The sequence below is a fragment of the Azotobacter chroococcum genome (assembly GCF_002220155.1).
GTDB lineage: Bacteria > Pseudomonadota > Gammaproteobacteria > Pseudomonadales > Pseudomonadaceae > Azotobacter > Azotobacter chroococcum.
Window position 1 is genome coordinate 1,793,935 of the sequence record NZ_CP011835.1, and the last position, 26,145, is coordinate 1,820,079.

At 67.2% G+C, this 26,145-nt stretch carries 23 protein-coding genes and 1 pseudogene; 4 read left to right on the forward strand and 20 right to left on the reverse strand.

Translation table 11 applies throughout. The annotated features are described in order from the left end of the window. Positions 1–425: 425 nt before the first annotated feature. From ACG10_RS08365 to ACG10_RS08415, 11 genes and pseudogenes are all read right to left on the reverse strand, one after another. A complete protein-coding gene (locus ACG10_RS08365; protein ID WP_039804711.1) occupies positions 426–1,517 on the reverse strand; it encodes an enoyl-CoA hydratase/isomerase family protein in 1,092 nt (363 codons plus the stop codon). Further along, a complete protein-coding gene (gene mmsB, locus ACG10_RS08370) occupies positions 1,514–2,410 on the reverse strand; it encodes a 3-hydroxyisobutyrate dehydrogenase (protein WP_089167878.1) in 897 nt (298 codons plus the stop codon). Before mmsB ends, ACG10_RS08365 begins: the two co-directional genes overlap by 4 nt. An 18-nt stretch (positions 2,411–2,428) precedes the next feature. Further along, a complete protein-coding gene (locus tag ACG10_RS08375) occupies positions 2,429–3,940 on the reverse strand; it encodes a CoA-acylating methylmalonate-semialdehyde dehydrogenase (RefSeq protein WP_089167879.1) in 1,512 nt (503 codons plus the stop codon). Positions 3,941–4,140: 200 nt separating this feature from the next. Beyond that, the gene (locus ACG10_RS08380) at positions 4,141–5,331 is read right to left on the reverse strand and encodes a urate hydroxylase PuuD (protein ID WP_089167880.1); all 1,191 of its coding nucleotides are present in this window, start codon (positions 5,329–5,331) and stop codon (positions 4,141–4,143) included. A 38-nt stretch (positions 5,332–5,369) separates the two neighbouring features. After that, positions 5,370–5,870, reverse strand: a complete 501-nt coding sequence (locus ACG10_RS08385) for an ureidoglycolate lyase (protein ID WP_089167881.1) — start codon at positions 5,868–5,870, stop codon at positions 5,370–5,372. Between the two features lie 108 nt (positions 5,871–5,978). Next, positions 5,979–6,977, reverse strand: a complete 999-nt coding sequence (gene alc / locus ACG10_RS08390; protein WP_089167882.1) for an allantoicase — start codon at positions 6,975–6,977, stop codon at positions 5,979–5,981. Positions 6,978–7,099: 122 nt separating this feature from the next. Beyond that, on the reverse strand, positions 7,100–7,828 hold the full coding sequence (locus ACG10_RS08395; RefSeq protein ID WP_089167883.1) for an amino acid ABC transporter ATP-binding protein: 729 nt from the start codon (positions 7,826–7,828) through the stop codon (positions 7,100–7,102). Next, entirely contained in the window at positions 7,815–8,468 is a 654-nt protein-coding gene (locus tag ACG10_RS08400) for an amino acid ABC transporter permease (RefSeq protein ID WP_089167884.1), read from the reverse strand. Before ACG10_RS08400 ends, ACG10_RS08395 begins: the two co-directional genes overlap by 14 nt. Then, positions 8,468–9,172, reverse strand: coding sequence for an amino acid ABC transporter permease (locus tag ACG10_RS08405; protein WP_052264017.1), 705 nt, complete (start codon positions 9,170–9,172; stop codon positions 8,468–8,470). The genes ACG10_RS08400 and ACG10_RS08405 overlap by 1 nt, the downstream gene beginning before the upstream one ends. Before the next feature lie 3 nt (positions 9,173–9,175). Next, positions 9,176–9,975: pseudogene (locus ACG10_RS08410) on the reverse strand (transporter substrate-binding domain-containing protein); the annotation flags it as partial. Continuing rightward, the gene (locus ACG10_RS08415) at positions 9,972–10,673 is read right to left on the reverse strand and encodes a FadR/GntR family transcriptional regulator (RefSeq protein WP_039804692.1); all 702 of its coding nucleotides are present in this window, start codon (positions 10,671–10,673) and stop codon (positions 9,972–9,974) included. The pseudogene ACG10_RS08410 and the gene ACG10_RS08415, both read right to left, overlap by 4 nt. An 898-nt stretch (positions 10,674–11,571) precedes the next feature. Here ACG10_RS08415 and ACG10_RS24330 point away from each other — a divergent pair. Next, positions 11,572–12,144 carry an RNA-guided endonuclease InsQ/TnpB family protein gene (locus tag ACG10_RS24330; RefSeq protein WP_232487210.1) on the forward strand — a complete coding sequence of 191 codons (573 nt, stop codon included), beginning with the start codon at positions 11,572–11,574 and terminating at the stop codon, positions 12,142–12,144. Between the two features lie 13 nt (positions 12,145–12,157). Here ACG10_RS24330 and uraD read toward each other — a convergent pair whose 3' ends face one another. Together uraD and puuE are read right to left on the reverse strand one after the other, a co-directional pair. Beyond that, positions 12,158–12,673: a 2-oxo-4-hydroxy-4-carboxy-5-ureidoimidazoline decarboxylase gene (uraD, locus tag ACG10_RS08425; RefSeq protein WP_089167885.1), complete on the reverse strand. Its 516-nt coding sequence runs from the start codon at positions 12,671–12,673 to the stop codon at positions 12,158–12,160. Further along, the gene (puuE, locus tag ACG10_RS08430; RefSeq protein ID WP_039804688.1) at positions 12,670–13,599 is read right to left on the reverse strand and encodes an allantoinase PuuE; all 930 of its coding nucleotides are present in this window, start codon (positions 13,597–13,599) and stop codon (positions 12,670–12,672) included. The genes uraD and puuE overlap by 4 nt, the downstream gene beginning before the upstream one ends. A gap of 116 nt (positions 13,600–13,715) precedes the next feature. On the opposite strand from puuE, the gene uraH reads away from it, so the two are divergent. Continuing rightward, a complete protein-coding gene (uraH, locus tag ACG10_RS08435) occupies positions 13,716–14,066 on the forward strand; it encodes a hydroxyisourate hydrolase (RefSeq protein WP_089167886.1) in 351 nt (116 codons plus the stop codon). Positions 14,067–14,160: 94 nt separating this feature from the next. On the opposite strand, the gene ACG10_RS08440 is transcribed toward uraH, so the two are convergent. Continuing rightward, positions 14,161–14,727 carry a LuxR C-terminal-related transcriptional regulator gene (locus ACG10_RS08440; protein WP_089167887.1) on the reverse strand — a complete coding sequence of 189 codons (567 nt, stop codon included), beginning with the start codon at positions 14,725–14,727 and terminating at the stop codon, positions 14,161–14,163. 275 nt (positions 14,728–15,002) lie between these two features. On the opposite strand from ACG10_RS08440, the gene ACG10_RS08450 reads away from it, so the two are divergent. Both ACG10_RS08450 and ACG10_RS08455 read left to right on the forward strand, forming a co-directional pair. Continuing rightward, a complete protein-coding gene (locus ACG10_RS08450) occupies positions 15,003–16,181 on the forward strand; it encodes an acetyl-CoA acetyltransferase (protein WP_089167888.1) in 1,179 nt (392 codons plus the stop codon). 2 nt (positions 16,182–16,183) lie between these two features. Further along, on the forward strand, positions 16,184–17,698 hold the full coding sequence (locus tag ACG10_RS08455) for a class I adenylate-forming enzyme family protein (RefSeq protein WP_089167889.1): 1,515 nt from the start codon (positions 16,184–16,186) through the stop codon (positions 17,696–17,698). Here the strand turns inward: ACG10_RS08455 and guaD are convergent. The 6 genes from guaD to ACG10_RS08485 form a co-directional block, all read right to left on the reverse strand. Next, positions 17,693–18,991: a guanine deaminase gene (gene guaD / locus ACG10_RS08460; protein WP_089167890.1), complete on the reverse strand. Its 1,299-nt coding sequence runs from the start codon at positions 18,989–18,991 to the stop codon at positions 17,693–17,695. The two genes, ACG10_RS08455 and guaD, sit on opposite strands and share 6 nt — an antisense overlap. Before the next feature lie 134 nt (positions 18,992–19,125). Next, positions 19,126–19,968 carry a xanthine dehydrogenase accessory protein XdhC gene (gene xdhC / locus ACG10_RS08465; RefSeq protein WP_089167891.1) on the reverse strand — a complete coding sequence of 281 codons (843 nt, stop codon included), beginning with the start codon at positions 19,966–19,968 and terminating at the stop codon, positions 19,126–19,128. Beyond that, positions 19,965–22,409 carry a xanthine dehydrogenase molybdopterin binding subunit gene (gene xdhB, locus ACG10_RS08470; RefSeq protein WP_232487211.1) on the reverse strand — a complete coding sequence of 815 codons (2,445 nt, stop codon included), beginning with the start codon at positions 22,407–22,409 and terminating at the stop codon, positions 19,965–19,967. The genes xdhC and xdhB overlap by 4 nt, the downstream gene beginning before the upstream one ends. Then, positions 22,402–23,850 (reverse strand): xanthine dehydrogenase small subunit, encoded by a 1,449-nt coding sequence (xdhA, locus tag ACG10_RS08475; RefSeq protein WP_089167892.1) that lies wholly within the window; start codon positions 23,848–23,850, stop codon positions 22,402–22,404. The genes xdhB and xdhA overlap by 8 nt, the downstream gene beginning before the upstream one ends. 188 nt (positions 23,851–24,038) lie before the next feature. Next, positions 24,039–24,986: an adenosine deaminase gene (locus ACG10_RS08480; RefSeq protein WP_089167893.1), complete on the reverse strand. Its 948-nt coding sequence runs from the start codon at positions 24,984–24,986 to the stop codon at positions 24,039–24,041. A gap of 234 nt (positions 24,987–25,220) precedes the next feature. Next, positions 25,221–26,135, reverse strand: a complete 915-nt coding sequence (locus ACG10_RS08485) for a TauD/TfdA dioxygenase family protein (RefSeq protein WP_089167894.1) — start codon at positions 26,133–26,135, stop codon at positions 25,221–25,223. Positions 26,136–26,145: the final 10 nt, after the last annotated feature.

Here is a 26,145-nt window from a genome sequence, read left to right on the forward strand (position 1 = left end):
GCACCATTCTCCGGGCCTTTTCTTCGGCACAAACAAAACGGCGAGAGGATCGCTCTCGCCGTTTCATGTCATTCCCTTCGTCCCTGGGGCCATCATCCTGATGATGTCGCTATCCTGCGACTTTCCCTAGCTTCCATCCCTGGCAGCCTACATCGTTCCTTCGATGTCGCTGTGGGAGTAAATCTACCGGGACGGCCGCATCGAAGAAATTGGCAAGGTTCCCGAATTTTTGTAGGTCATGGCTTACACGGGGCAGCGAGCAGACTCCGGGGCTCTGTTCTGGACTTTGCTGTTGCTGCAGTGCGGACCCGCGAGCGGGCAGGCGGGATGATCTTCGGCGGGGCGCATGTGCAATCCTTCCGGCCCCCTTGAAAAGGAGGCCGGCGAGATTCAGGGCGCCGGAGGAGCGGTCAGGGGATGCTTGCTTACATCAGCGGAACCACCCGCTCCTCGCCGGGCTTGAAGTCGGCGAAGAAGGCCTGGACCTGCTCTGGCCTGACTTCGGCGAGGGTCGGCGGGTTCCAGCGCGGGGACTTGTCCTTGTCGACCAGCAGCGCCCGCACGCCTTCCATGATGTCGCCCTCGGCGAACCATTGGCGGTCCAGGTGCAGTTCCAGGGCGAAGCAGTCGTCGAGGGACAGGTGGCGGCCGCGCTGCAGCAGCTCCAGGGTCACGCAGAGGGCCAGCGGCGAGCGGCTGTCCAGCAGGCGGACGGTTTCCTCGGCCCAGGCGCGGTATTCCGGGCGGTGCTCGGCGAGCAGCGAGGCGCGGATGGTCGGGATGTCCGGCAGGGAGAAGTGGGTTTCGATGGCCGGATGCAGCTTCTTGAGTTCCGCGCCGGGCAAATGGCGCTTGCCGAAGGCGGCCAGCAGGTTGCCGAGCGCCTGGCGTGGGTGAATGTCCCAGCTCAGGTCATCGAGGCTGCGCTCCAGCTCGGCGAAGCCCTCGCTCGGCAGGTACCAGTCGGCCAGACCTGCGTAGAGCGCGTCGGCAGGCGAGAGATGCACGCCGGTGACACCCAGGTAGAGGCCCAGGGCGTCGGGCAGGCGGGAGAGGAAATAGCTGCTGCCGACGTCCGGGAAGTAGCCGATGCCGACTTCCGGCATGCCCACCCGGGTCCGTTCGCTGATCACCCGCAGCATGCTGCCCTGGACCAGGCCCAGACCGCCGCCGAGGACGAGGCCATCCATCAGGGCCAGCACCGGCTTGGGATAGCAGTGCAGATAGTAGTCGAGGGCGTATTCCCGCTCGAAGAAGGTCATGTGGCGGCCGTCCTCGGCGCGGAAGCTGTCGTACAGCGCACGGATGTCGCCGCCGGCGCAGAAGGCCTTGTCGCCGGCGCCGCGCAGCACCACGGCGAGGATCGTCGGGTCCGCCGCCCAGGCCTCGAGCTGGCGATGCAGGGCGCAGACCATGGGCAGGGTGAGGGTGTTGAGGCTGTCCGGGCGGTTCAGGGTCAGGTGGCCGATGCGGTTGCTCTCCGTAACCAGTACGGGGCAGTCGGAAAGGTGCGTCATGGGTGATTGTCCTTGTTGTAGAGGTGGATAATGGCGGAGAAGTCCAGGGCCTCATGGCCCTGGGCGACGAAAACCTGGTAGAGCTGCTGGGCGAGGGCGCCGAGGAACACCGGCTGGCCGACCTGGCGGGCGGCCTCGCTGGCCAGGCCGAGATCCTTGAGCATCAGGTCGCTGCGAAAGCCGCCGCGGTAGCCGCGCGCGGCAGGGGCGTCGTCCAGCACGCCGGGAAAGGGGTTGTAGGTGTCGGAACTCCAGCAGCGGCCGCTCGAGCTGTTGATCACCCCGGCCAGCACCCTGGCGTCCATGCCCAGCGCCACGCCCAGGCTCATGGCCTCCGCGGCGCCGATCATCGAGATGCCAAGCAGCAGGTTGTTGGCGACCTTGGCCACCTGGCCGTTGCCGGCGTCGCCGCAGTGGACGATGTTCTTGCCCATGGCGGCGAGGATCGGCCGGGCGCGTTCGAAATCCTCCGCGGCGCCGCCGACCATGAAGGTCAGGCTGCCGGCCGCGGCGCCTGCCGTGCCGCCGGAAACCGGCGCATCGAGCATGGGGTTGCCGTGCGCCCGGGCGGCGGCGGCGACTTCGCGGGCGCTCAGCGGGTCGATGGTGGAGCTGTCGATCAGCAGCAGGCCGGGGCGGACCTGGTCGAGCAGGCCGCCTTCGCCCAGGTAGACCGCCTTCACATGGGCGGCGGCGGGCAGCATGGTGATGATCAGCTCGGCTTCGCTGCGCGCCACGGCGGCGGGCGAGTCGCAGGCGCTCGCACCGGTTTCGGCCAGGGCGGCGACGGCCGCTGCGGAAAGATCGCAGACGCTCAGCCGGTGACCGGCCTTGAGCAGGTTGCGCGCCATCGGCGCCCCCATGTTGCCGAGTCCGATGAAACCGATGTGCATGACGATTTCCTCCGCGGCTCACTTGAGGGTGATGGTGGTGTTGACCGGGCCGCCGACTTCGCTCTCGTCGAACCAGCGCTGGGTGACGGTCTTGGTCTGGGTGTAGAACTGCACCACCTGCTTGCCGTAGGGGCCGAGGTCGCCGAGCTTGGAGGCCCGCGAGCCGCTGAAGGAGAAGATCGGCACCGGCACCGGGATCGGTACGTTGATGCCCACCTGGCCGACGTCGATCTCCTCCTGGAAGTGCCGGGCGGCGGCGCCGGAGCGGGTGAACAGGGCCGTGCCGTTGCCGTTCGGGTTGGCGTTGACGATGGCGATGGCCTCGTCGAGGGTCTCGGCCTGCATCACGCAGAGCACCGGGCCGAAGATCTCCTCGCGGTAGATGCTCATGTCTGCGCTGACGCCGGAGAAGATCGTCGGGCCGACGAAGTTGCCCTGCGCGTAGCCGGCCACGGTGGGGTTGCGGCCGTCCAGCTCCAGGCGGGCACCTTCCCGCACGCCGCGCTCGATCAGGCCGCCGACCCGCTCCAGGGCTGCGCGGGAGATCAGCGGGCCGAGGTCACTGCCGGGCTCGGTACCGGCGCTGACCTTAAGGGTCCGGGCCTTTTCCACCAGCTCCGGCAGCCAGGCCCGCGCCTCGCCGACCAGGATCGCCACCGACAGCGCCATGCAGCGCTGTCCCGCCGCGCCGAAGGCGGCGCCGGCCAGGTTGGCGAGGGTCTGCTCTTGGTGGGCGTCGGGCAGGACGACGGCATGGTTCTTCGCGCCCATCATGCACTGCACGCGCTTGCCGGCCTGGCTGGCACGCTGGTAGACGTGGGTGCCGACGCGGGTCGAGCCGACGAAGGAAATCGCCTTGATGTCCGGATGGTCGCAGAGCAGGTCGACCACCTCGGCGCCGCCGTGGATCACGTTGAGCACCCCCGGCGGCACGCCGGCCTCCAGGGCCAGTTCGGCCAGGCGCATGCTGACCATCGGGTCCTGCTCGGAGGGCTTGAGGACGAAGGTATTGCCGGTGGCGATGGCCATGGGGAACATCCACAGCGGGATCATCGCCGGGAAATTGAAGGGGGTGATGCCGGCGCAGACGCCGAGCGGCTGCAGCAGGGTGTAGGTGTCGACGCCGGCGGCCACGTTGTTGGCCAGCTCGCCGAGCTGCAGGTTGCCGATGCCGGCGGCGTGCTCGACCACTTCCAGACCGCGCAGCACATCGCCTTCGGCGTCGGCCAGGGTCTTGCCCTGCTCGGCGGTGAGGATCGCCGCCAGTTCCTTGAGGTGTTCGCGGATCAGCTGCTGGTATTTCAGGAAGATGCGGGCGCGGGCGCCGATCGGCGTCTTGCGCCAGCTCTTGAAGGCTTCGCGGGCGCTGGCCACCGCCGCATTCAGCTCCGCCTCGGTGGCGAAGGGGACGCGGGTCAGGATTTCCTGGGTGGCCGGGTTGACCACGTCGCGCCACTGCTCACTGGTAGAGTCGACGAAACAGCCATCGATCAGCAGCCTGACGCGGGTAATGGCGCCTTGCTTGCTCATGGGGAACCCCCGATCTTCTTGTTCTCGTCCGACGCCGGAACGGACTCTGTCTAGGAGGCTAGCAGTGGGGTGCCATTGGTGCCATTGGCGGTATTGCTAATTGCGTCGGCGTGAAAACCGGCCAGCCCCTGCGCGGATTGTGCGGTATCGCGGGGGCGGAGTACCGGCCAAGGTCAATGAGTGTGCGATGTCCGCCCGCTTCAGTCGATCCGCGCTCCGGCGGCGATCCAGGCGCCGATCAGCTCGCGTTCTTCCACCGTCATGCCGGTGAGGTTGCCGAGTGGCATGAGCTGGCTGGCCACCGTCTGGGCGTGGATCTTCGGCGCCAGGGCGCGGATCTGCTCGGGACTGTCGAGCATCACCCCGCCCGGCGCGCTGGCGAACAGCGGGCTGCTCGGCCGGGCGGAGTGGCAGGCCGTGCAGCGTTCCTCGATCACCGCGGCGACCCGGGCGAACTGGCCGGCCGGCGGCGTGCTGCCGGCGGCTGGTGCGGGCGTCTGCCGCGGCGCGCTGACGAAGGCCAGGCAGAGCAGCCCCAGGGCCGCGGCCGGCAGTGCCCAGGCGAAGCGCTGGCTGGCGTGGCGGGTGTTGAAGTAGTGGCGCACCAGCACCGAGAGCGCCGAGAGGGCGGCGAGGATCGCCCAGTTCCACGGACTGCCGTAGGTGCTGGGGAAGTGGTTGCTGATCATGATGAACAGCACCGGCAGGGTCAGGTAGTTGTTGTGCCGCGAACGCAAGAGGCCCTTGGCCGGCAGGCGCGGGTCCGGCGCGCGGCCTTCCTCGATGGCTTTCACCAGATCGCGCTGGGCCGGCATGATGATGCGGAACACGTTGCCGACCATCAGGGTGCCGATCAGCGCGCCGGTGTGGATGTAGGCGGCGCGGCCGCCGAACACCTGGCTGTAGCCCCAGGCGGCGAGGACGATCAGGGTGAACAGCACGCTGCCGAGCAGCGCCGGGCGCTTGCCCAGCGGCGAGTCGCACAGGCAGTCGTAGACGAACCAGCCGGCGATCAGCGAACCGAAGCCCAGAGCCACCGCCGCCGCCGGAGGCAGCGCGCTGCCGGGGGCGAGCAGGTAGAGGCTCGGGTTCAGGTAGTAGACCGCGCCGAGCAGGGCGACGCCGGACAGCCAGGTGCTGTAGGCCTCCCACTTGAACCAGTGGAGCTTCTCCGGCATGCGCGGCGGGGCCAGCTTGTACTTCTCCAGATGATAGATGCCGCCGCCGTGGATCGCCCAGAGATCGCCGGCGAGCCCTGCGCGGGGATCGCGCCGGTCGAGGTTGTTCTCCAGCCAGACGAAATAGAAGGAGGCGCCGATCCAGGCGATGCCGACGATCATGTGAATCCAGCGGATGGCGAGGTTCAGCCATTCGGTCAGGTGTGCTTCCACGCAAGATACCTCTGGCCCGCGGCGGCGGACCCTGTCTGTCACGGATGGCGCAGGAGCAGTTGCTCGTCTTCGCCGAAGAAATGCTCGTCGCAGTTGGCGCCGGCGCCGCTGCGGTCGATCACCAGGAATTCGTCGTCGTCCGCCAGCGCCAGCACCGGGTGGTGCCAGACGCCGCGCTGGTAGTTGATTCCCTGGCGGCCGTTGCCGAGGAAGGCGCGGACCTGTTCCGGGCGCGGGGCGTCGCCCGGCGGGGCGACCACGATCAGGAAGGGGTTGCCGCGCAGCGGCACGAACGCCTGGCTGCCCAGCGGGTGGCGCTCCAGCATGCGGATGGTCAGCGGCATCGGCAGCGTGCGGGCGACGAAGATGCTGACGATGGCCCGGTCCTCCGGCGCGCTGGTCTGCACCTGGGCGAGGGCGTGATAGCGGCGGGTCGAGCCGTTGTTGATCATGAAATAGTCACTGCCTTCGGTCTCGATCACCTCGCCGAAGGGGGCGAAGGCGGCCTTGCTCAGGGGTTCGATGCTCAGGGTGCGCATGGGCTGGGCTCTCAATGAAAAATGGCAGCTTCAAATCCGAGTCGTAGGAGCCGGCTTGCTGGCGATCGGAGGCCATGAAAGCATCGCCAGCAAGCTGGCTCCTACGGGCTACCTGGCCAGCTGGCCGAACAGCCGCAGGCGGCTGACGCCGCCGTCGGGGAAGACGTTCAGGCGCACATGGGTGATCGGCCCGAGCGGTCTGATCTGCTCGACGAACTCGTGCTCCTGGTGCATCGAGAGCTTCTGGCTGGGCAGCAGCTCGCGCCAGAACAGGCTCTGGGTCTCGATCTGGCTGTCGGTGCCGCCCTTGACGAAGGCCGCCTGGATCGAGCAGCTGTCCGGGTAGTTGCCCTTGAAGTGCAGGGTATCGACGACGATCCGCTCGATCTCGCCGGGATGGCCGAGGGCGACGATCACCCAGTCGTTGCCCGGCGTGCGGCGGCGCGCGGTTTCCCAGCCATCGCCCATGTTCACCCCGCGTCCCGGATTGAGCAGGTTGCCCATGCGCCCGAAATGCTCGTCGGAGCAGGCCAGGGCGCGCCCGCCGTTGAGCGCGGCGGCCAGGTCGAGCGACTCGTCGGCGCCGACCGTGCTCCAGTCGCGGTGCGGGATGCCGTAGACGCGCAGGCGCGCCACGCCGCCGTCCGGGTAGATGTTGAAGCGCAGGTGGGTCCAGGGACGCGGGTCGGCGACACTGTGGAAGTGGTGGCTGTTGCCCTTGAGTTCGACCGCCGGCAGCACCTCGACCCATTCGGTGTGTTCGTCGGGATCGCCTTCGGCGAGAAAGCAGGCCTCCAGCGAGGCGGACGGCGGGTAGTTGCCGGTGAAATGGCGGGTGTCGATGTCCACGCCCTTGATCGAGCCGGGCACGCCGAGGCGCAGCACCGCGTGGTCGTAGCCCTCGAAGCGCTTGCGCCGCGACTCCCAGCCGTCCATCCACTTGCCGTTGTCGTCGTAGACGCCCTCCTTCCACTCGGGCTCGGTGGGCTGGAGCATCCGCTCGACCGGCGCGAACCAGTCGTCGGTGACGTAGAGGGCGCGGGTGCCGAGGCGGGCGTCGGCGAGGTTCAGGTATTTCTCGAAGGGCGCGTCATACGTTCTTTTCATGGAAGGCTCACGCTTGTTGTAGACGGAACAGGGCAATCTTTCGGGACTTCACAAGATGCGCTCGGTGTATGGTGGATGCTCTCTTGGAAGGGGGCTTGGATAATCAGGTGTCTTGATTTTCATTAACTGACCGAACCGATGAATTGTGCCAGTTCCGGTGTGGCCGGATTAGCAAACAACGCCTGCGGATCTCCCATTTCATGCACCTTGCCTTGATGCATGAATACCAGTTTGTTGCCCACTTCACGGGCGAAACGCATTTCATGGGTGACCATGATCAGGGTCATGCCTTCGGCGGCGAGCTGGCGCACCACCGCCAGTACCTCGTTGACCAGTTCCGGGTCGAGTGCCGAGGTGATTTCGTCGCACAGCAGCACTTTCGGCTGCATCGCCAGTGCACGGGCGATGGCCACCCGCTGCTGCTGGCCGCCGGAGAGTTGGTCGGGGTAGCTGGCGAACTTGTCGGCGAGGCCGACCTTGAGCAGCATTTCCCTGGCAATGTCCTCGGCTTCCCGCTTCGCCAGCCCCTTCACCAGCGTGGGCGCCAGCATAACGTTCTCGCCGGCGCTCAGGTGGGGAAACAGGTTGAATTGCTGGAACACCATGCCGACCTTCTGGCGCAGCGCACGCAGGTCGCCCTGGCCGTCGTGCAGCGCAGTGCCGTCGACCAGCAATTCGCCCCGATCGGTGCTTTCCAGGCCGTTGATGGTGCGCAGCAGGGTGCTCTTGCCCGAGCCGCTGCGGCCGATCAGGGCCACCACGTCTCCCTGGGCGACCTCCAGATCGATGCCCTTCAGGACATGATTGGACCCGAAATGCTTGTGAAGGCCGACGATCTTAACGAGCGACATGGAATTTCCTCTCGAGACGTTTCGCATACAGCGACAGGGGGTAACACAGGGCGAAGTAGCCGACCGCCACCAGACCGAATACCAGCAGCGGCTGGAAGGTGGCGTTAGCCAGCATGGAGCCGGTCTTGGTCAGCTCGGCAAAGCCGATGATCGAAGCCACCGCGGTACCCTTGATCACCTGTACCGAAAAGCCCACGGTAGGGGCGATGGCGATGCGCAGTGCCTGCGGCAGAATGACGTGGCGCATCTGCTGGGTGTAGGACATGGCCAGACTGGCCGATGCCTCCCACTGGCCCTTCGGCAGCGACTCCACGCAACCACGCCAGATCTCGGCCAGATAGGCGCTGGTGAACAGGGTCAGACCGGCAGCAGCAGCGAGCCACGGCGAGACATCCAGCCCCAGCAGCGAGAGGCCGAAGAAGATGATGAACAGCTGCATCAGCAGCGGCGTGCCCTGGAACACCTCGATATAGCCTTTGGCGAGCGCCTGCAACAGGCGATTGCGTGCGAGGCGGGCGAACAGGACGAGCAGACCGACGGTGCCGCCGAGCAGAAAGGCGATCAACGACAGGGCCAGGGTCCACTTGCCACCCTCGAGCAGATTTCGAACGATATCCCAGATGGTGAACTGGACGAGCATCAGCGCGCCCTCCCGACGATCAGGCGCTGGCCGATCCAGCTCAGCAGCTGGCGGACCAGCAGAGCCATGACAAAGTACAGCGCGGCGGTGATGAAATAGGTTTCGAAGGCGCGGAAGTTGCGCGACTGGATGAAGTTCGCGGCGAAGGTCAGCTCCTCGGCAGCGATCTGCGAACACACCGCCGAACCCAGCATGACGATGATCACTTGACTGGTAAGTGCCGGCCATACCTTGGTCAGTGCCGGTCGCAGCACCACATGGCGGAACGTTTGCAGCCGAGTGAGGGCGAGCGATTGGGCGGCCTCGAGCTGGCCGCGCGGCGTCGCCTGGATGCCGGCGCGAATGATCTCGGTGGAGTAGGCGCCCAGGTTGATGACCATTGCCAGCACTGCCGCCTGCCACTCACCCAGCTTCACCCCCAGTGCGGGCAGGCCGAAGAAGATGAAGAAAAGCTGGACGAGGAAGGGCGTGTTCCGGATCACCTCGACATAGACGCCAAACAGACGATCGAAGGGGGAGATCCGCCAGGCGCGGCAGAGCGCACCGCAGATGCCGAGGGCGAGGCCGAACAGGGTGCCGACGGCAGTGAGCGTCAGCGTGAAGGCGGCTCCCGACAGCAGCAGGCCGCTCTGCTCGAATACCGGGGCGAAATCGAACCGGTAAGCCTGCGTGGACTGTTGGGCCGACGACGGGGCTGCGACCACTCGGAGCTCCTCCGGCAACGGTGCTTTCAGCCAGCGCTGGGCGATGGCGTCGAGCCTGCCGTCCTGCTTGGCCGCGGCAATGATCGCATTGACGCGAGCCTTCAGGTTTTCTTCACCCTTGGCGATACCGATATAGCACGGCGAGTTCTGGATCATGACCTTGACATCCAGCGGCCGTTCCTGAACCTGTTCGCTGACGCTGGCGGCGACCACGTTGCCGGTAGCGATGAACTCGACCTGGCCGCTGAGATAGGCCGCGAGGGTGGCGTTGTTGTCCTCGAAGCGCTTGATGATGGCCGTGGCCGGGGCGACCCGGCTCAACTCCAGATCCTCCACCGCGCCGCGGGTCACGCCTACGGTCCTGCCGGCCAGCTCTTCGAACGTCGACAACGGCGCGTCCTTCGGCCCGAATACGCCGTTGAAGAAGGGGCATAGGCCTCGGAGAAGTCGATCACCTTCTCGCGATCCGGGTTTCTGCCCAGGCTGGAAATCACCAGGTCGACTTTGGCGGTGGTCAGATAGGGGATGCGGTTGGTGCTGGTCACCGGAACCAGCTCGACCGGGACACCGAGTTCCTGGCCGATCAGGCGGGCCATGTCGATGTCGTATCCGCGTGGCTCGAGATCGGGGCCGACACTGCCGAACGGCGGGAAGTCCTGTGGCACGGCGACACGCAGGCTCCCGGTCTTCTGGATGTCGGCCAGCGTGTCCGCCTGTACCTGGACGACAGCGAGCATGGAGGCCAGCAGCGCACCGGCAACGAGGCCTGGCAGGCGGGAAAGAGAGAAGCGGCGGCAATTCATGACCGAGGCTCCGGTAAGGAATCGAAGAAAGGGGATGGCAAGCCGATGCGTCCGGCGGAGGCGGTGAGGTGGCCCCGCATGGCTCGGCTGGCTCCCGCCGGATCAGCGGCGAGGACGGCCTCGATGATCTGGCGGTGTTCGTCGGCCGGCTCCCAGATCCTGGCCGGGTTGGAGAATGGCAGGCGCAGGCTGTGGCCGATCTGCTCCCTGAACAGGCGGGCCGTGTCGATCAGGCCGGGGTTGCCGGAAAGTTCGGCCAGACAGAGATGGAACTGCAGGTCCCAGTCGGAGGCCATCACCAGATCGCATGCCTTGAGCGCATCCTCCATGCCCCGCTGGATGCTCTCCAGCCGCTTTCGGCCGGCCTGGTCGATGCGATGCGCGGCGAGCCCGCTCCAGGCTGGCTCGAGGGCTGCACGAAACTCCATCAGGGCGTGCGGAGTCATGGTCGCCGTACCACGCGGCGGATCGGCCGGGTCGGGCTGGCGGCCTGCGGTGACGAACACGCCCTTTCCTGGCTGGGAGCGAACGAGGCCGAGTGTTTCGAGAGTGGAAATGGCTTCGCGCAGCGAGGCACGACTGATCAGCAGCTGTTCCGCCAGTTCACGCTGGGAGGGCAGTGCGCTGCCGACGGGAAATTCCCCGTCGATGATGCGCCGCTGCAGGGCTTGGGCGGCAATGTTGACAATACTGGGCATGGGTTCTTCCTGGAAGTTGCAGTCCGACTGGTCAGGCCAGTCAGACCGAGCAGAATGTGTGCCAAGAAGAGCCTAGGAGGCTTTTTCTGTATCTGGAATGGGACTCAGGGAAACGCAACTCTGCCGAGCCAGTTCCGGTGCATTCGATTGATGCCCTGCGATGGGACATGGACTGGGCCGGTATGAGCCGGCAAGGGGCGCTCTGGAAGACGCTCGGTACAGGGCAGCTCGTCGAAGGCGCCCTGCTTCCGATTGGGCCGCCGGGCCGGACTATTCGCTCGACGGGCCCGAACCGCTCTTGCTTACCGGGAATGCGCGGAAAGCCCCGTACTTCTGGTGCGGGGATGAATAGCGCGGAGCGCGCAGCGCTCCCTCCGTGGCTTGCCTTCCAAGCATGTCTTGTATATATGAACAGTATGAAGCAGACCAAGACCCTGAAGGTTCGTGTTCGGGACAAGCACGCGCCGCTGCTGCGCCAGATGGCCCGCAGCGTGAACTTCGTCTGGAACTATCTGAACGAACTCAGCTGCCGAGCCCTTCGGGAGCGCGGTCTGTTTCTGTCTGCCTACGACATGGACCGCTACACCCAGGGCTCCGGCAACGCGCTGGGGCTCCATTCCCAGACGCTGCAAGAGGTGTCGCGGGAGTACGCCACGCGCCGCAGGCAGTTCAGGAAGGCTCGCCTCAACTGGCGCAAGTCAGGGGGTGTCCGTCGCTCGCTGGGCTGGATTCCCTTCAAGTCGGGCGCCGCTCAATGGAAGAGCGGGCAGGTCTGTCACAACGGCCACTGCTTCAAGGTCTGGGACAGCTACGGCCTGGGCCGGTACCGTTTTCGCTCGGGCCGCTTCAGCGAGGAGCGCGGGGCCGCTGGTACTTCAATGTCGTCGTCGAGGTCGATGTGCACCCGTCGCTCGGGCAGGGGGCGGTCGGCATCGACCTGGGGCTCAAGGACGTGGCCACCTGCAGCGATGGCACGAAACTGGAGAGCGGCCGCTTCTACCGCGATCTGGAGGCGAAGCTGGCAATTGCCCAGCGCGCCGGCAAGAAGGCCCGTACCCGGGCGATCCACGCCAGGATCGCCAACCGCCGCAAGGACGCCTTGCACCAATTCAGCCGGCAACTGGTGAACCGCTACGGCGAAATCCACGTGGGGGATGTATCGCCCACGAAACTTGTGAAGACCCCAATGGCCAAGTCGGTGCTCGATGCCGGCTGGGGCCAGTTGAAGACGCTGCTGGCCTACAAGTGCGCTCACGCAGGCATCGTCTTCAAGGAAGTCGGCGAGGCGTACACCACCCGCACCTGTTCGTCCTGCGGCTCGCTCAGCGGCCCACAGGGCGTCAACGGACTGCGAATAAGGGAATGGACCTGCTGTGAGTGCGGTGTCGCTCACGACCGCGATGTGAACGAGGCCAGGAACATTCTCGCGGTCGGGCATGGCCGTCCAGCAGTGGGAATCCCCGTCCTTTAGGGCGGGGAGGATGTCAAATCGCCTGCAGGCGGAACAGGGCGATCTTGTCGATTTCAGCCAGGGCGCGGGCGAATTCCTGCTCGGGCGTGTGGTTCAGGCGCTCCTCGAAGGCGGCGAGGATTCGCTGCCGGTCGCTGCCCTTCACCGCCATGATGAAGACGAAGCCGAAGCGCGCCTGGTAGGCGGCGTTGAGGCGCTCGAAGCGCTCGAACTCCTCGGGCGTGCAGTCCTTGATACCGGCGCCGGCCTGCTCGGCCGTGCTGGCCGCGCTCAGCTCGCCACGCACCGCGGCCTTGCCGGCCAGGTCCGGGTGGGCCTGGATCAGCGCCAGCTGCGCCGCGCGGGGCGCCGCGCGGACGACCTGCGCCAGGCGCGCGTGCAGGCGCTCGATGTCATCGTCTTCGCTAGCGATTCCCTGGTCGAAGATGGTTTCGGCGATCCACGGCGAGTGCTCGTAGACGCCGCCGAAGGTTTCGATGAACGCCTCGCGGGACAAGGCCGAGGGCTTTACGGTGGCGAAGGCGGTCATTGGCCGGCTCCCGGGAAGGGGTGGGTGGCGTGCCAGTGGCGGGCGATGTCGACGCGCCGGGCGAACCAGACCTTGTCATGGCCCTTCACGTAGTCGACGAAGCGCCGCAGCGCGGCGAAACGTGCCGGGCGGCCGAGCAGGCGGCAGTGCATGCCGATCGAGAGCATCTTCGGCGCGCCGGCCTCGCCCTCGGCGTAGAGCACGTCGAAGGCGTCCTTGAGGTAGGTGAAGAAGTCGTCGCCGCTGTTGAAGCCCTGCACCTGGGTGAAGCGCATGTCGTTGGTGTCCAGGGTGTAGGGGATCACCAGATGCGGCCTGTCCGCGCTGGACGCCGGGTCCCAGTAGGGCAGGTCGTCGTCGTAGGCGTCCGAGTCGTAGAGAAAGCCGCCTTCCTCGCGCACCAGCCGGCGGGTGTTGGGGCCGAGGCGCCCGGTGTACCAGCCGAGCGGGCGCTCGCCGGTGATGTCGCGGAGGATGGCGATGGCCCGGTCCAGGTGCGCCTTCTCCTCGGCCTCGTCCAGGTACTGGTAGTCGATCCAGCGATAGCCGTGGCTGCAGATCTCGTGGCCGTCGGCGACCATCGTCCTGATGACCTCGGGATGGCGCTCGGCAGCCATGGCCACGGCGAACACGGTCAGCGGAATGCCCTCCCGGCGGAACAGCTCGAGCAGGCGCCAGACCCCGGCGCGGCTGCCGTATTCGTAGAGCGACTCCATGCACAGGTTGCGCACGCCCGGCAGCGGCTGGGCGGCGACCATCTCGGAGAGGAAGGCCTCGGACTCTTGGTCGCCGTGGAGGATGCAGCGCTCGCCGCCTTCCTCGTAGTTGAGCACGAAGGACAGGGCGATGCGCGCCTCGCCCGGCCACTGCGGATGGGGCGGCTGGCCGGCGTAACCGATCAGGTCGCGGGGGTAGGGACTGGTCACGGGACTCTCCTGTCGGCGGGGTTCTGGGCTTGAAACTATCGGGACAAGGGTATTTCCTGCAAATCTACCGCTCATCCGGATGCAGGAGGAAGGGGCCGCCCGGCTCCGCAGTACCCATGGCCAGACTGACCACCCACGTGCTCGACACCACCCACGGCTGCCCCGGCGCGGGCATCGCCATCGACCTCTACCGCCTCGACGGCGAACGGCGGCAGTTGCTGGCGCAGGCCATGACCAACGCCGACGGGCGCTGCGACGCGCCGCTGCTGGAGGGCGAGGCGTTTCGCGCCGGCGTCTACGAGCTGCACTTCCACGCCGGCGACTACTACCGCCGCTGCGGGCTGGGCCTGGCCGAGCCGGCCTTTCTCGACGTGGTGGTGCTGCGCGTCGGGCTGGGCGGCGAGGGGCACTACCACGTGCCGCTGCTGGTGTCGCCCTACGGGTATTCCACCTACCGCGGCAGTTAGAGCAGCCTTGTCGTGGGGCACTCTCGACTGGAGTGCCGCTGCGCGTCACGCCAGGTGGCGTTGGGTGAGTAGCGGACGCTGGCGTCGGATTGAATCAACTCAGAACAATGATCTTGGAAACCAAGTCTGCGCTGTTCTTTGCTGTTAGCTTCTTCATCAGGCGCGCCCGATGTACCTCCACGGTCCGGTGGGAAATTCCCAGCTTGCGGCCGATCTCCTTGCAGGTAAGGCCGTTGACGATGTACGCGGAGATTTCCCGCTCGCGAGGCGTCAGGTTCACTGTCGCGCGGATGGAACGGTCGATGCGCTCGAAGTGCCAGACCATTAGCCGGAAGGGTTCCTCGGGCGTCAGCGTGTAGCCATCGGCGTGCGCCCAGAAGACTTTGCCGTCGCACTGCTGCATGAATCGTTCGTCGGAGTAGGAGCGACTCTTGCGCAGCCAGCTCAGGCAACGCTCGCCAATCGCCTGGTAGTCGGCGCGCGAGGGATAGAGCCGCAGGATCAGCTGGCCAAGCAGTTCCTGACGCTCATAGCCGAACAGGCGTTGGAACGCTTCGTTGAAGTCGAGTATCCGGCGATTTCCGGTGATCACCTGCGGCGCTGGCGAAACCCGGAACGCCAGGCTGGCCAGATCGCCAGGTTCGGACGTATGTGCTGCCATACCTTGTCCTTCATGCGATTTGCCTTCAAGTACAGCCTAAACGACCTGATCCGCCCGGCAACCAATACTCACGCCTGTACGTAGTTGCACGCATATCGGGCGTGCCCATCGTGCGCCATCGTAAGTCCAGCACACCGACAGCGCCGCTGTGTACCGGCCGGTGTCGCTACAAGACCTCATGGTTTTCGGTCCTCATAACAACAACGGGAGACCGTGGCGAAAGCCGCCTTCTCGGCCGAGCCGCCGTCAACCGGGCAACAACAGAGGCAATTCAAATGATCACGGATTCGGTATCCATCGTGGCTAGCGGCCATACTCGCTTCGGCAGGCTGGACGGCCAGACGCTCGAAGATCTGATCGTCGAGGCGACACGCGAGGCGCTGGAGGAGGCCGCCGTAGAAGCGGCCGAGATCGATGCGGTGTTCCTCGGCCATTTCAACTCGGGAATGGTGACGGATGGCTTCCCGGCCTCGCTGGTATTGCAGACGGACTCGGCACTGCGTTTCAAGCCGGCCAGCCGTTGCGAAAATGCCTGCGCCTCGGGGTCTGCGGCGATCCGGGCCGGGATCGAGGCGATCCGCTCGGGCGCTGCCGAACTGGTACTGGTGGTCGGTGCGGAAAAGATGACGTCCAACTCCACCAGCGTCGTCACCCGTGCCCTGGCTGGCGCCGGCTACCAGAATGATCCCCAGGAGGCCGCCTTGAGCTTCCCGCAGCAGTTCGGCATGGCCGCCCGGCAATATGGGGAGCGCTACCGGGACCCGCTGGGAGCGATGGCAGCCATAGCGGTGAAGAACCATGGCAATGCCATGAGCAACCCGCTGGCGCAGATGCACAGTGAGATGAGCCTCGAACACTGCAACACGGTGTCCGAGAGCAACCCGCTGATCGCGCCGCCACTGCGCCTGAGCGATTGTTCGCTGATCTCCGACGGCGCTGCGGCAATCGTGCTGGCCTCGGCGAAGCGGGCCAGGCAGTTCCGCCGCAGCGTGGCCATCCGCGCCATGGCTCAGGTCAACGACTTCCTGCCCCTCTCGAGGCGGGACTTCCTGGCCTTCGAAGGTCCGCAACGGGCGATCCGGTCCGCCCTGGAGCAGGCCGGTGTGACCCTTGCCGACCTGCACTTCGCCGAGGTGCATGACTGCTTCACCATCGCCGAGCTGATGATCTACGAAGCCATGGGGCTGGCACCGAAGGGCGAGGGATTCCGCGCGCTGGAGGATGGCACGGTACTGGCCGGCGGGCGTCTGCCGGTGAATCTCTCCGGAGGCCTCAAGGCCAAGGGCCATCCGGTGGGCGCGACCGGGGTGTCGATGCACGCCATGGCGTTCCGCCAGCTCACCGGCAATCCCATGGGCATCGCCCTGCAGCAGCCAGAATTCGGCCTGGTGTTCAACATGGGCGGCATGGCGGTGGCGAATTACGCCAGCGTGCTGCAAGCGGAGAGGGCCTGACCATGAACCTCGCCAACTGGCTGAACGATGCCGCGCGCCACTGGCCCGAGCGGCCGGCCCTGTACGAAGGCGAGCGGCTGGTCGCGAACTACCGGACGTTCGCGGCCAGTGCCGGCGCCCTGGCAACGGCGCTGCGCGATGACTACGACATCGTGCCGGGAGAGCACGTCGCGCTGTTCATGAGGAACTGCTGCGAGTACCTGGAGCTGCTCCACGCCATCTGGTGGGCCGGCGCGGTAGCGGTACCGATCAACTGCAAGCTGCATCGCAGCGAGGCTGCCTGGATCGCCGACGACGCTCAAGCCCGGCTGATCTTCACCGACGACGGAAGCCTGTTCGCCGAGGGCGAACTGCCCGCGCAATGCCGGGAGTTGGCCGGCCGCGGAAGCATGATCGAGCGACTGAAGCAGGCCGCCCCTCTATTGGCAGGTCCCATCCGGCGTAGCCCGGACGACCTCGCCTGGCTGTTCTATACCTCCGGCACTACGGGGCGCTCCAAGGGTGTGATGCTTTCCCACGGCAACCTGACTGCGATGTCCCTCTGCTATCCGGTCGATGTCGATCCGGTCAGCGCGGACGACGCTTGCGTCTATGCCGCGCCCATGTCCCATGGGGCGGGGTTGTACAACTTCATCCATGTTCGCTGCGGAGCCCGGCACGTGATTCCCGCCTCACGCGGCTTCGATGCCGCCGAGCTGTTCGGATTGGCCAGGAGGCTGGGGCAGCTGACCCTGTTCGCGGCACCGACCATGGTCAAGCGCATGGTCGAAGAGGCACGACGCCAGGGTTATGGCGGCGACGGCATCAAGTCCATCGTCTACGGCGGCGCACCCATGTATCTGGCCGATCTGCAGGAGGCGGTGGCGACCTTCGGCCCGCGGCTGATCCAGATCTACGGCCAGGGCGAAAGTCCGATGACGATCACGGCGCTCTCCCGCGAGCTGATCGCCGACCGAGCCCGGTCGGACTGGCAGCGGCTGGCGTTCTCGGTCGGCTATGCGCAGTCGTGCGTCGAGGTCTGCGTGGTGGATGGATCGCGTCATCCACTGCCACCAGGCCAGCCCGGCGAGGTTGTCGTGCGCGGTCCCAGCGTAATGCAGGGCTATTGGCGCAACGAGGCGGCAACCGGCGCGACGCTGGTGGACGGCTGGTTATATACCGGCGACATCGGTTACCTGGACCAGGATGGGTTGCTGACTCTCACCGACCGCTCCAAGGACGTGATCATCTCCGGGGGCAGCAATATCTATCCCCGCGAAGTGGAGGAGGTGCTGGCGCTGCATCCGGCGATCTCCGAAGTTTCGGTGGTCGGCGAGCCGGACCCGGAATGGGGAGAACGCGTGGTGGCCTTCGTCGTCCCCCGTCCGGGTGAGCAGGTGAGCGCGCAGGCTCTCAACGCCTGGTTCGTCGAGCGCATGGCATCGTTCAAGAAGCCCAAACGCTACCTGTTCAGCCAGGAGCTGCCGAAGAACAGCTACGGCAAGACTCTCAAGAGCGAACTGCGCCGCTGCCTATGACTCGCACCGGTGCACCGAGCGCCCGGCGGCGAAGGTTTCCTTAACTGCCCGGTCGTCGCCGAGGATCATCAGGGCGAAGAGTTTTTCCTCGAGGCTGCGCGCCTGTTCCAGACGGCGGGCGAGCAGCGGCGTGGCCTTGCAGTCCAGCACCACGAAGTCGGCGTCCTTGCCCGGCTGCAGGTTGCCGATCTGTTCGTCCAGGTAGAGCGCCCGGGCACCGCCGAGGGTGGCCAGGTACAGCGCCTTGAACGGATCGAGCTGCTGCCCCTGCAGCTGCAGCACCTTGTAGGCCTCGTTGAGGCTCTGCAGCTGGGAGAAGCTGGTGCCGCCGCCGACGTCGGTGCCCAGGCCGACGCGCACGCCGTGGCCTTCCAGCCTGGCCAGGTCGAACAGGCCGCTGCCGAGGAACAGGTTGGAGGTCGGGCAGAAGGCCACCGCCGAGCCGCTCTCGCCGAGCCGCCGGCACTCGTCGTCGCAGAGGTGGATGCCGTGGGCGAACACCGAGCGGGCGCCGAGCAGGCGGTGGTGGTCGTAGACGTCCAGGTAGTGCTTGCGCTCGGGGAACAGCTCCTTCACCCAGTCGATCTCCGCACGGTTCTCGGAGAGGTGGGTGTGCAGGTAGAGGCCGGGGTATTCGCGCAGCAGCCGGCCGGCCAGCTCCAGCTGCTCGGGCGTGCTGGTCGGCGCGAAGCGCGGGGTGATGGCATAGTGCAGGCGGCCCTTGCCGTGCCAGCGCTCGATCAGCGTCTTGCTCTCGTCGTAGCCGGAGGCGGCGTCGTCGCGCAGGTAGTCCGGGGCGTTGCGGTCCATCAGCACCTTGCCGGCGATCATCCGCAGATCGAGCCGGCTCGCCTCCTCGAAGAAGGCGTCCACCGACTGCGGGTGCACGGTGGCGAACACCAGCGCGGTGGTGGTGCCGTTGCGCAGGAGTTCTTCGAGGAAGAAGCGCGCCTGGACGCGGGCATGCTCCGGGTCGGCGAAGCGGCCTTCGGCGGGGAAGGTGTAGGTCTCCAGCCATTCCAGCAGTTGGGTGCCGTAGGAGGCGATCACGTCCATCTGCGGGTAGTGGATGTGGGTATCGACGAAGCCGGGGACGATCAGTGCGTCGCGGTGCTCGGTCACCTCGACCCCGGCGGGCAGGGTCGGCAGCAGGCTGGCGGCGTCGCCGATCTGCGCGACCTTGCCGTCCTCGACCAGCAGCAGGCCATCCTCGAAATACTGGCAGGAACGTTCGATGCCGACCACGCGGGGATCGGCGAGGCAGTGGAGCAGGGCGGCGCGGTGGGCGTGCATCGGACGGTCCTTCATGTGGTGAGTCGGTCCCGACAAGGTAGGAGCCAGCTTGCTGGCGATCAGTCTGTAGGGTGGACAACGCCGCAGGCTTGTCCACCATGGTGGATGGCTTCGGCCATCCACCCTACATACTTTCAGGCCGGGGTGCGCCGCGAGGCCGGCAGCAGTCTGGCGATGCTTTCGCCGCCCTGGCTTTCCTCGCCGAAACGGGCGTTGTAGGTGGCGATCACCTCGCCGGCGATGGAAATGGCGATCTCCAGCGGCAACTTGCCCTTCACCTCGGGCAGGCCCAGCGGGCAGCGCATGCGCTGCACCACCTCGGCGGCCAGGCCACGCTCGTGCAGGCGGTGCTCGAAGCGGGCGCGCTTGCTCTTCGAGCCGATCAGCCCGAAGTAGACGAAGTCGTTGCGTTTGAGGATGGCCTCGGCGAGCTGCAGGTCGAGCTGGTGATCGTGGGTCATGACGATGAAGTAGCTGCCGGCAGGCATCCGCCCGACTTCCTCGAGCACCTCGTCGTTGATCACCCGTTCCACCCCGGCGGGCACAGGGTCGGGAAATTCCTCCTCGCGCGCGTCGATCCAGCGCAGCTTGCACGGCAGGCCGGCGAGCAGCGGCGCCAGGGCGCGGCCGACGTGGCCGGCGCCGAACAGGGCGATGCGCGCCTGCGGCTGGCCCAGCGGCTCGAACAGCAGCACGGTGGCGCCGCCGCAGCACTGGCCGAGGCTGGCACCCAAGGCGAAGCGCTCCAGGCGTGCGGCCTGGCTGCGGCTTTCCAGCATCTCGCGGGCGATCTGCAGGGCCTTGAATTCCAGGTGGCCGCCGCCGATGGTGTCGTGCAGCCGCTCGCGCTCGACCACCATCTTCGCCCCGGCGTTGCGCGGCGTGGAGCCCTGCTCCTCGACGATGGTCACCAGCACGCAGGGCTCGCCGCGTTGCTTGAGGTCGGCGAGGGCGTCGATCCAGCTCATGTTGCTCATTCGCGGCTCCCCGACTCGTAGGGCGGGTGCAACCCGCCATTGGGAGTTGCGCCTTGACCCTGTCCGGCGGGTTGCACCCGCCCTACGTCCTGCTGCAGCCTTTTCATCTGCTCCACGCCCCAGAGCACCCGCTCCGGGGTCGCCGGGGCGTCGATGGCCGGCTGGAGGCGGTAGTCGGCGAGGCTGGCCACGGCGTCCTTGATCGCGCACCACACCGCGATGCCGAGCATGAACGGCGGCTCGCCGACGGCCTTGGAGTGGAACACCGTGTCCTCCGGGTTGCGGCGGTTCTCCACTAGCTTGACCCGCAGGTCGGCCGGCACGTCGGCGACCGTGGGGATCTTGTAGCTGGCCGGTCCCGTGGTGAGCAGCCGGCCCTTGTCGTCCCAGACCAGCTCCTCGCTGGTCAGCCAGCCCATGCCCTGGACGAAGCCACCCTCGACCTGGCCGATGTCGATGGCCGGGTTCAGCGAGGCGCCGACGTCGTGGAGGATGTCGGCGCGCAGCAGGCGGTACTCGCCGGTCAGGGTGTCGACCAGCACCTCGGCGCAGGCCATGCCGAAGGCGTAGTAGTAGAACGGCCGGCCGCGCGCCTGGGTGCGGTCGTAGTAGATCTTCGGCGTGCGGTAGAAGCCGGTGCTGGAGAGCGACACCTGGCCGACGTAGGCCGCCTGGATCAGCTCCTCGAAGCTCAGGTAGCGGTCGCGGATGCGCACCTGGCCGTTCCTGAACTGCACGTCCTCCTCGCCGACCTGCCAGTGCCGGGCGGCGAATTCGACCAGGCGCTGCTTGATGGTCTGCGCCGCCTCCTTGGCCGCCTTGCCGTTCAGGTCGGCGCCGCTGGAGGCGGCGGTGGGCGAGGTGTTGGGCACCTTGCCGGTGTTCGCCGGGCTGATCTGGATGCGCGCGATGTCCACCTGGAACACCTCGGCGACCACCTGGGCGACCTTGGTGTTGAGGCCCTGGCCCATCTCGGTGCCGCCGTGGTTGAGGTGGATGCTGCCGTCGGTGTAGACGTGCAGCAGCGCGCCGGCCTGGTTGAGAAAGCTCGACGTGAAGCTGATGCCGAACTTCACCGGGGTCAGCGCCAGGCCCTTCTTCAGCACCGGGCTCTGCGCGTTGAAGGCGCGGATTGCCTCGCGGCGCGCGGCGTAGCCGCAGCTTTCCTCCAGCTCGGCGGTCATCTCCTCGAGCAGGTTGTGCTCCACCGTCTGGTGGTAGTGGGTGACGTTGCGCTCGCTCTTGCCGTAGTAGTTGAGCTTGCGCACCGCCAGCGGGTCCTTGCCGAGGTGGCGGGCGATGGCGTCCATGATCTCCTCGATGGCGAGCATCCCCTGCGGGCCGCCGAAGCCGCGAAAGGCGGTGTTCGAGGCTAGGTTGGTCTTGCAGCGGTGGCCGTCGATCAGCGCCTCTCCCAGGTAGTAGGCGTTGTCGGCGTGGAACATGGCACGGTCGACGATGGCCCCGGAGAGGTCCGGCGAATAGCCGCAGTTGGCCGCCAGCTGGATGTGCACGCCGTGCAGGCGGCCGTCGTCGTCGAAGCCGGCCTCGTACTCCACCTGGAAGGGATGGCGCTTGCCGGTGATGCGCATGTCCTCGCTGCGCGGCAGGCGCATCTTGGTCGGCCGCCCGGTGAGGCGGGCGATCACCGCGCACAGGCAGGCCGGCGCTGCGGCCTGGGTCTCCTTGCCGCCGAAGCCGCCGCCCATGCGGCGCATGTCCACCTCCACCTTGTTCATCGGCACGCCGAGCACCTCGGCGACCAGCTTCTGCACCTCGGTGGGGTGCTGGGTCGAGCTGTGGACCAGCATGCCGCCGTCCTCGCTGGGCAGCACCGCGGCGATCTGCGTCTCCAGGTAGAAATGCTCCTGGCCGCCGATCCGCAGGCTGCCGGCGAGGCGATGGGGGGCGCTGGCCAGCGCCGCGGCGGCGTCGCCGCGCCGGTGGCTGTGGCTGTCGAGGACGAACTGCTGGCGGCGCAGGGCCTCGTCCACCGTCAGCACCGGCTCCAGATCCTCGTATTCGATCACTGCCGCCAGCGCTGCGCGGCGGGCGTTCTCCAGGCTGTCGGCGGCCACCGCCAGCACCGGCTGGCCGAGGTACTGCACGATGCCGTCGGCGAGCAGCGGGTCGCCGGGAAACACCGGGCCGATGTCCAGCTTGCCGGGCACGTCGGCGCTGGTGATGGCGATGGCCACGCCGGGGATGGCGTAGCAGGGCGCGGTGTCGATCCTCCGGATGCGCGCGTGGGCGCGTTCGGAGAGGCGTGCGTAGACGTGCAGCTGGTTGGGGAATTCCAGGCGGTCGTCGACGTAGAGCGCCTCGCCGGTCACGTGCTTGGCCGCGCTCTCGTGCCTGACGCTGCGACCGACACCGGTGACCAGCTCCGCGCGGAACAGCGCGGCGAGTTCTTCCTGACTGTGGGAGATGAGCTCAGACATGATCGGTCACCCGGGTCGGCAGTGCCGGCGTGTGCAGTTCGAGGAAGGCCTTGCGCAGCAGGTTCTGCGCGGCGAGCAGGCGGTATTCGCGGCTGGCGCGGAAATCGCTGAGCGGGTCGAAGTCACCGGCCAGCGCCGTACAGGCGCGCTCGATGGCGGCGGCGTCGAACGGTTGGCCGAGCAGCGCCTGCTCGCAGGCCGCGGCGCGCCTGGGGATCGCCGCCATGCCGCCGAGGGCAATGCGCGCCTCGCGCACCTGGCCGTCCTCGAGCTGCAGGTTGAAGGCGGCGCAGACCGCCGAGATGTCGTCGTCCAGGCGCTTGGACAGCTTGTAGGCGCGAAACGCCTGGCCGGGGCGGGCGCACGGCACGAGGATCTTCTCGATGAACTCGCCCGGCTGCAGGGCGGTGACCTTGTAGTCGAGGAAGAAGTCCTCCAGCGCCAGCGTGCGGGTGGCCTCGCCCTGGCGCAGCTGCAGGCGCGCGCCGAGGGCGATCAGCAGCGGCGGCGCGTCGCCGATCGGCGAGGCGTTGCCGATGTTGCCGCCCAGGGTGCCCTGGTTGCGGATCTGCAGGGAGGCGAAGCGCGCGAGCAGCGCGCCGAAGTCCGGGTATTCGGCGGCCAGCGCGGCGTAGCAGTCGGTGAGCGGCGTGGCGGCGCCGATCTCGATGGCCTCGCTGCCCACCGTCACCCGCTTCAGTTCCTCGATGCGGCCAAGGTGGATGGTGAGCGGCAGGGTGCGGTGCTGCTGGGTCACTTCTAGGGCGAGATCGGTGCCGCCGGCGAACAGCCGCGCCTCGGGATGGGCCGCGTAGAGCGCGGCCAGCTCGGCGACGCTGCTCGGCAGCAGGCAGCGTTTGTCGCCTGCGGCCAGTTCGGCGCTGTCCCGGGTGATGGCCTTGAGCGCCGCGACGATCTCGGCCTCGGCGGCGTCGAACTGGTCCGGCTCCGGAGCGCTGCAGGCCTGCTCGGCAGCGGCGAGGATCGGCCGGTAGCCGGTGCAGCGGCAGAGGTTGCCGGCCAGGGCCGCGCAGGCCTGTTCCCGGTCGGGGTTGTCGGCGTTCTTCTGCAGGGCGAACAGCGACATGACCACGCCGGGCGTGCAGAAGCCGCACTGCGAGGCGTGCTGGTCGACCATCGCCTGCTGCACGGCGTGCAGCTGCCCGTCGTGCCTGAGGTCTTCCACCGTGAGCAGCTGCTTGCCGTGCAGGGCGGCGACGAAGGTCAGGCAGGCGTTGAGGCTGCGGTAGCGCAGGCGCTCCCGGCCTTGCTCGCCGACCAGCTCGCCGATCACCACGGTGCAGGCGCCGCAGTCGCCGGAGGCGCAACCCTCCTTGGTGCCGGTCTTGTGCCGGTGCTCGCGCAGGTAGCGGAGCACCGTGAGGTTCGGGTCGAGGGTGCGCTCGCTGCGCAGTTCGCGGTTGAGGAGAAACTGGATCACTGCATCCTCCAGAGGTTCGGCGGAGCCTGGAAAGTATGGTGGTACGAAACGCGTAGGGCGGGTTAGCCGCAAGGCGGCGTAACCCGCCGAGGGTGCCGGCAGGCATCCCCATGGCCGGCCCGCCGGGCCGGTCGGTGGGTTACGGCCCTTGGCCTGACCCACCCTGCGAGGGCCACGGGCATTCCCGCTCAGACCAGACGGGCATCCAGGCTGTTCTGCGCCAGGCGTTCGGCCTGCTCGCAGGTCATGCCGAGGCTTTCCTGCAGGGCGGCGAAGTTCTCCGTGACGTAGCCGCCGAAGTAGGCCGGGTCGTCGGAGTTCACCGTCACCTTCACGCCCATTTCCAGCAGCCTGAGGATATTGTGCTCGGCCATGTCCTTGAACACGCGGAGCTTGACGTTGGACAGCGGGCAGACGGTCAGGGGGATCTGCTCGTCGATCAGCCGCTCCAGCAGCCTGGGGTCCTCCGCGGCGCGCACGCCGTGGTCGATGCGCTTGACCTTGAGCAGGTCGAGGGCTTCCCAGATGTATTCCGGCGGGCCTTCCTCGCCGGCATGGGCGACGGTGGCGAAGCCCTCGGCGCGGGCGCGGTCGAACACCTGGCGGAACTTGCGCGGCGGGTGGCCCTTTTCCGAGCTGTCCAGACCCACGGCGATGAAGGCGTGGCGGAAGGGCAGGGCTTGGTCGAGGGTCTTGTGCGCCTCCTCCTCGGAGAGGTGGCGCAGGAAGCTCAGGATCAGCCCGCTGCTGATGCCGAGCTGCTTGCGGCCGTCCTCCAGCGCCTGGCCGATGCCGCTCAGCACCGCCTCGAAGGGAATGCCGCGGTCGGTGTGGGTCTGCGGATCGAAGAAGGGTTCGGTGTGGATGACGTTCTGTTCCTTGCACTTCTGCAGGTAGGCCCAGGTCAGGTCGTAGAAGTCCTGTTCGGTGCGCAGCACGTCGGCGCCCCGGTAGTAGAGGTCGAGGAATTCCTGCAGGTTGTGGAAGGCGTAGGCCTTGCGCAGGCTCTCCACGTCGGGCCAGGGCAGGGCGACCTTGTTGCGTTCGGCGAGGGCGAACAGCAGCTCCGGCTCCAGCGAGCCTTCCAGATGCAGGTGCAGTTCGGCTTTGGGCAGGGCATTGAGCCAGGCGTACATGGGGGCGGCCTCTTGTCGTCGGGAGCAGGCGGGCAGGGTCCTTGGAATGGCCCTGCGCGTGATGACTAGCTTGCCTCTTGTCGCGGTGCCCCGCCACTGCCGCGAGGGCAGTGGGCGGGCACGGCAATCCGACGAAGGCGATCCTGCGGATTGTCGCACAGGCCGTTGGTGGGAAGATGTGCAGACGGCACCGGCGAGCGAGGGGCCGCGCGGTGCGTCCGAGGGAGCTGGCTCTCAGCCGGCCTTCTTCAGCGCCAGCTTGTCCTCTTCGCTGCGCGGGATGCGGCTTTCCGGGCCGGGCTTGATCGCCCGGCTGGTTTCGCCGCCGACCGATACCGGGATCTCGCCGAGCACCGTGGTGCGGCGCACGATGCGCCGGGCGCTGCCGTAGTCGTCGACGGCGATGTGCTGGGTCGCGCGGTTGTCCCACAGCGCCACGTCGCCCTCGCTCCAGCGCCAGCGCACGCTGTTCTCCAGCCTGACGGCGTGCGCCTGGAACAGGTCCAGCAGCGCCCGCGAATCGCGCGAGTTGAGACCGACGATGCGTTCCGCGAAGTGGCCGAGCACCAGCGCCTTCTCGCCGGTTTCCGGATGCACGCGCACCAGCGGGTGCTCGCTCTCGTAGACGGTGGAGGTGAACTGTTCGCGGAAGCGCTTGTTGGCAGCCACCTCGATCTGCTTGGGCGCGGCGTAGTCGTAGTCGTTGGTGTGGCGTACCCACAGGCTGTCGGCCAGCCGCTGCAGGGGCGCGGGCAGCTCCTGGTAGGCGGCGACGGTATTGGCGAACACGGTGTCGCCGCCCGCCTCGGGGATCACCTCGCCGCGCAGGATGGTGATCTTCGGGTAGTCGACGACGAAGGTGATGTCGCTGTGCCAGGAATTGGCCCGCGAGCGCTCGGAGTCCACATCGAGGATACCGGCGGTGTTTTCCGCGGTGTGCACGGTCGGATGCACCACCAGATCGCCGAAGCGGCGGCCGAAGGCTTCCTGCTCGGCGTCGGTCAGGTGCTGGTCGCGCAGGAACAATACCTTGTGCTCGAGCACGGCCTGCTGCAGCTCGGCGAATTGCGCGTCGTCCAGATCGGTCAGGCGCACGCCGCTGACGATGGCGCCGATGCGGCCGGTGACGGGGCGGATATCCAGGGACATGGGTTTCTCC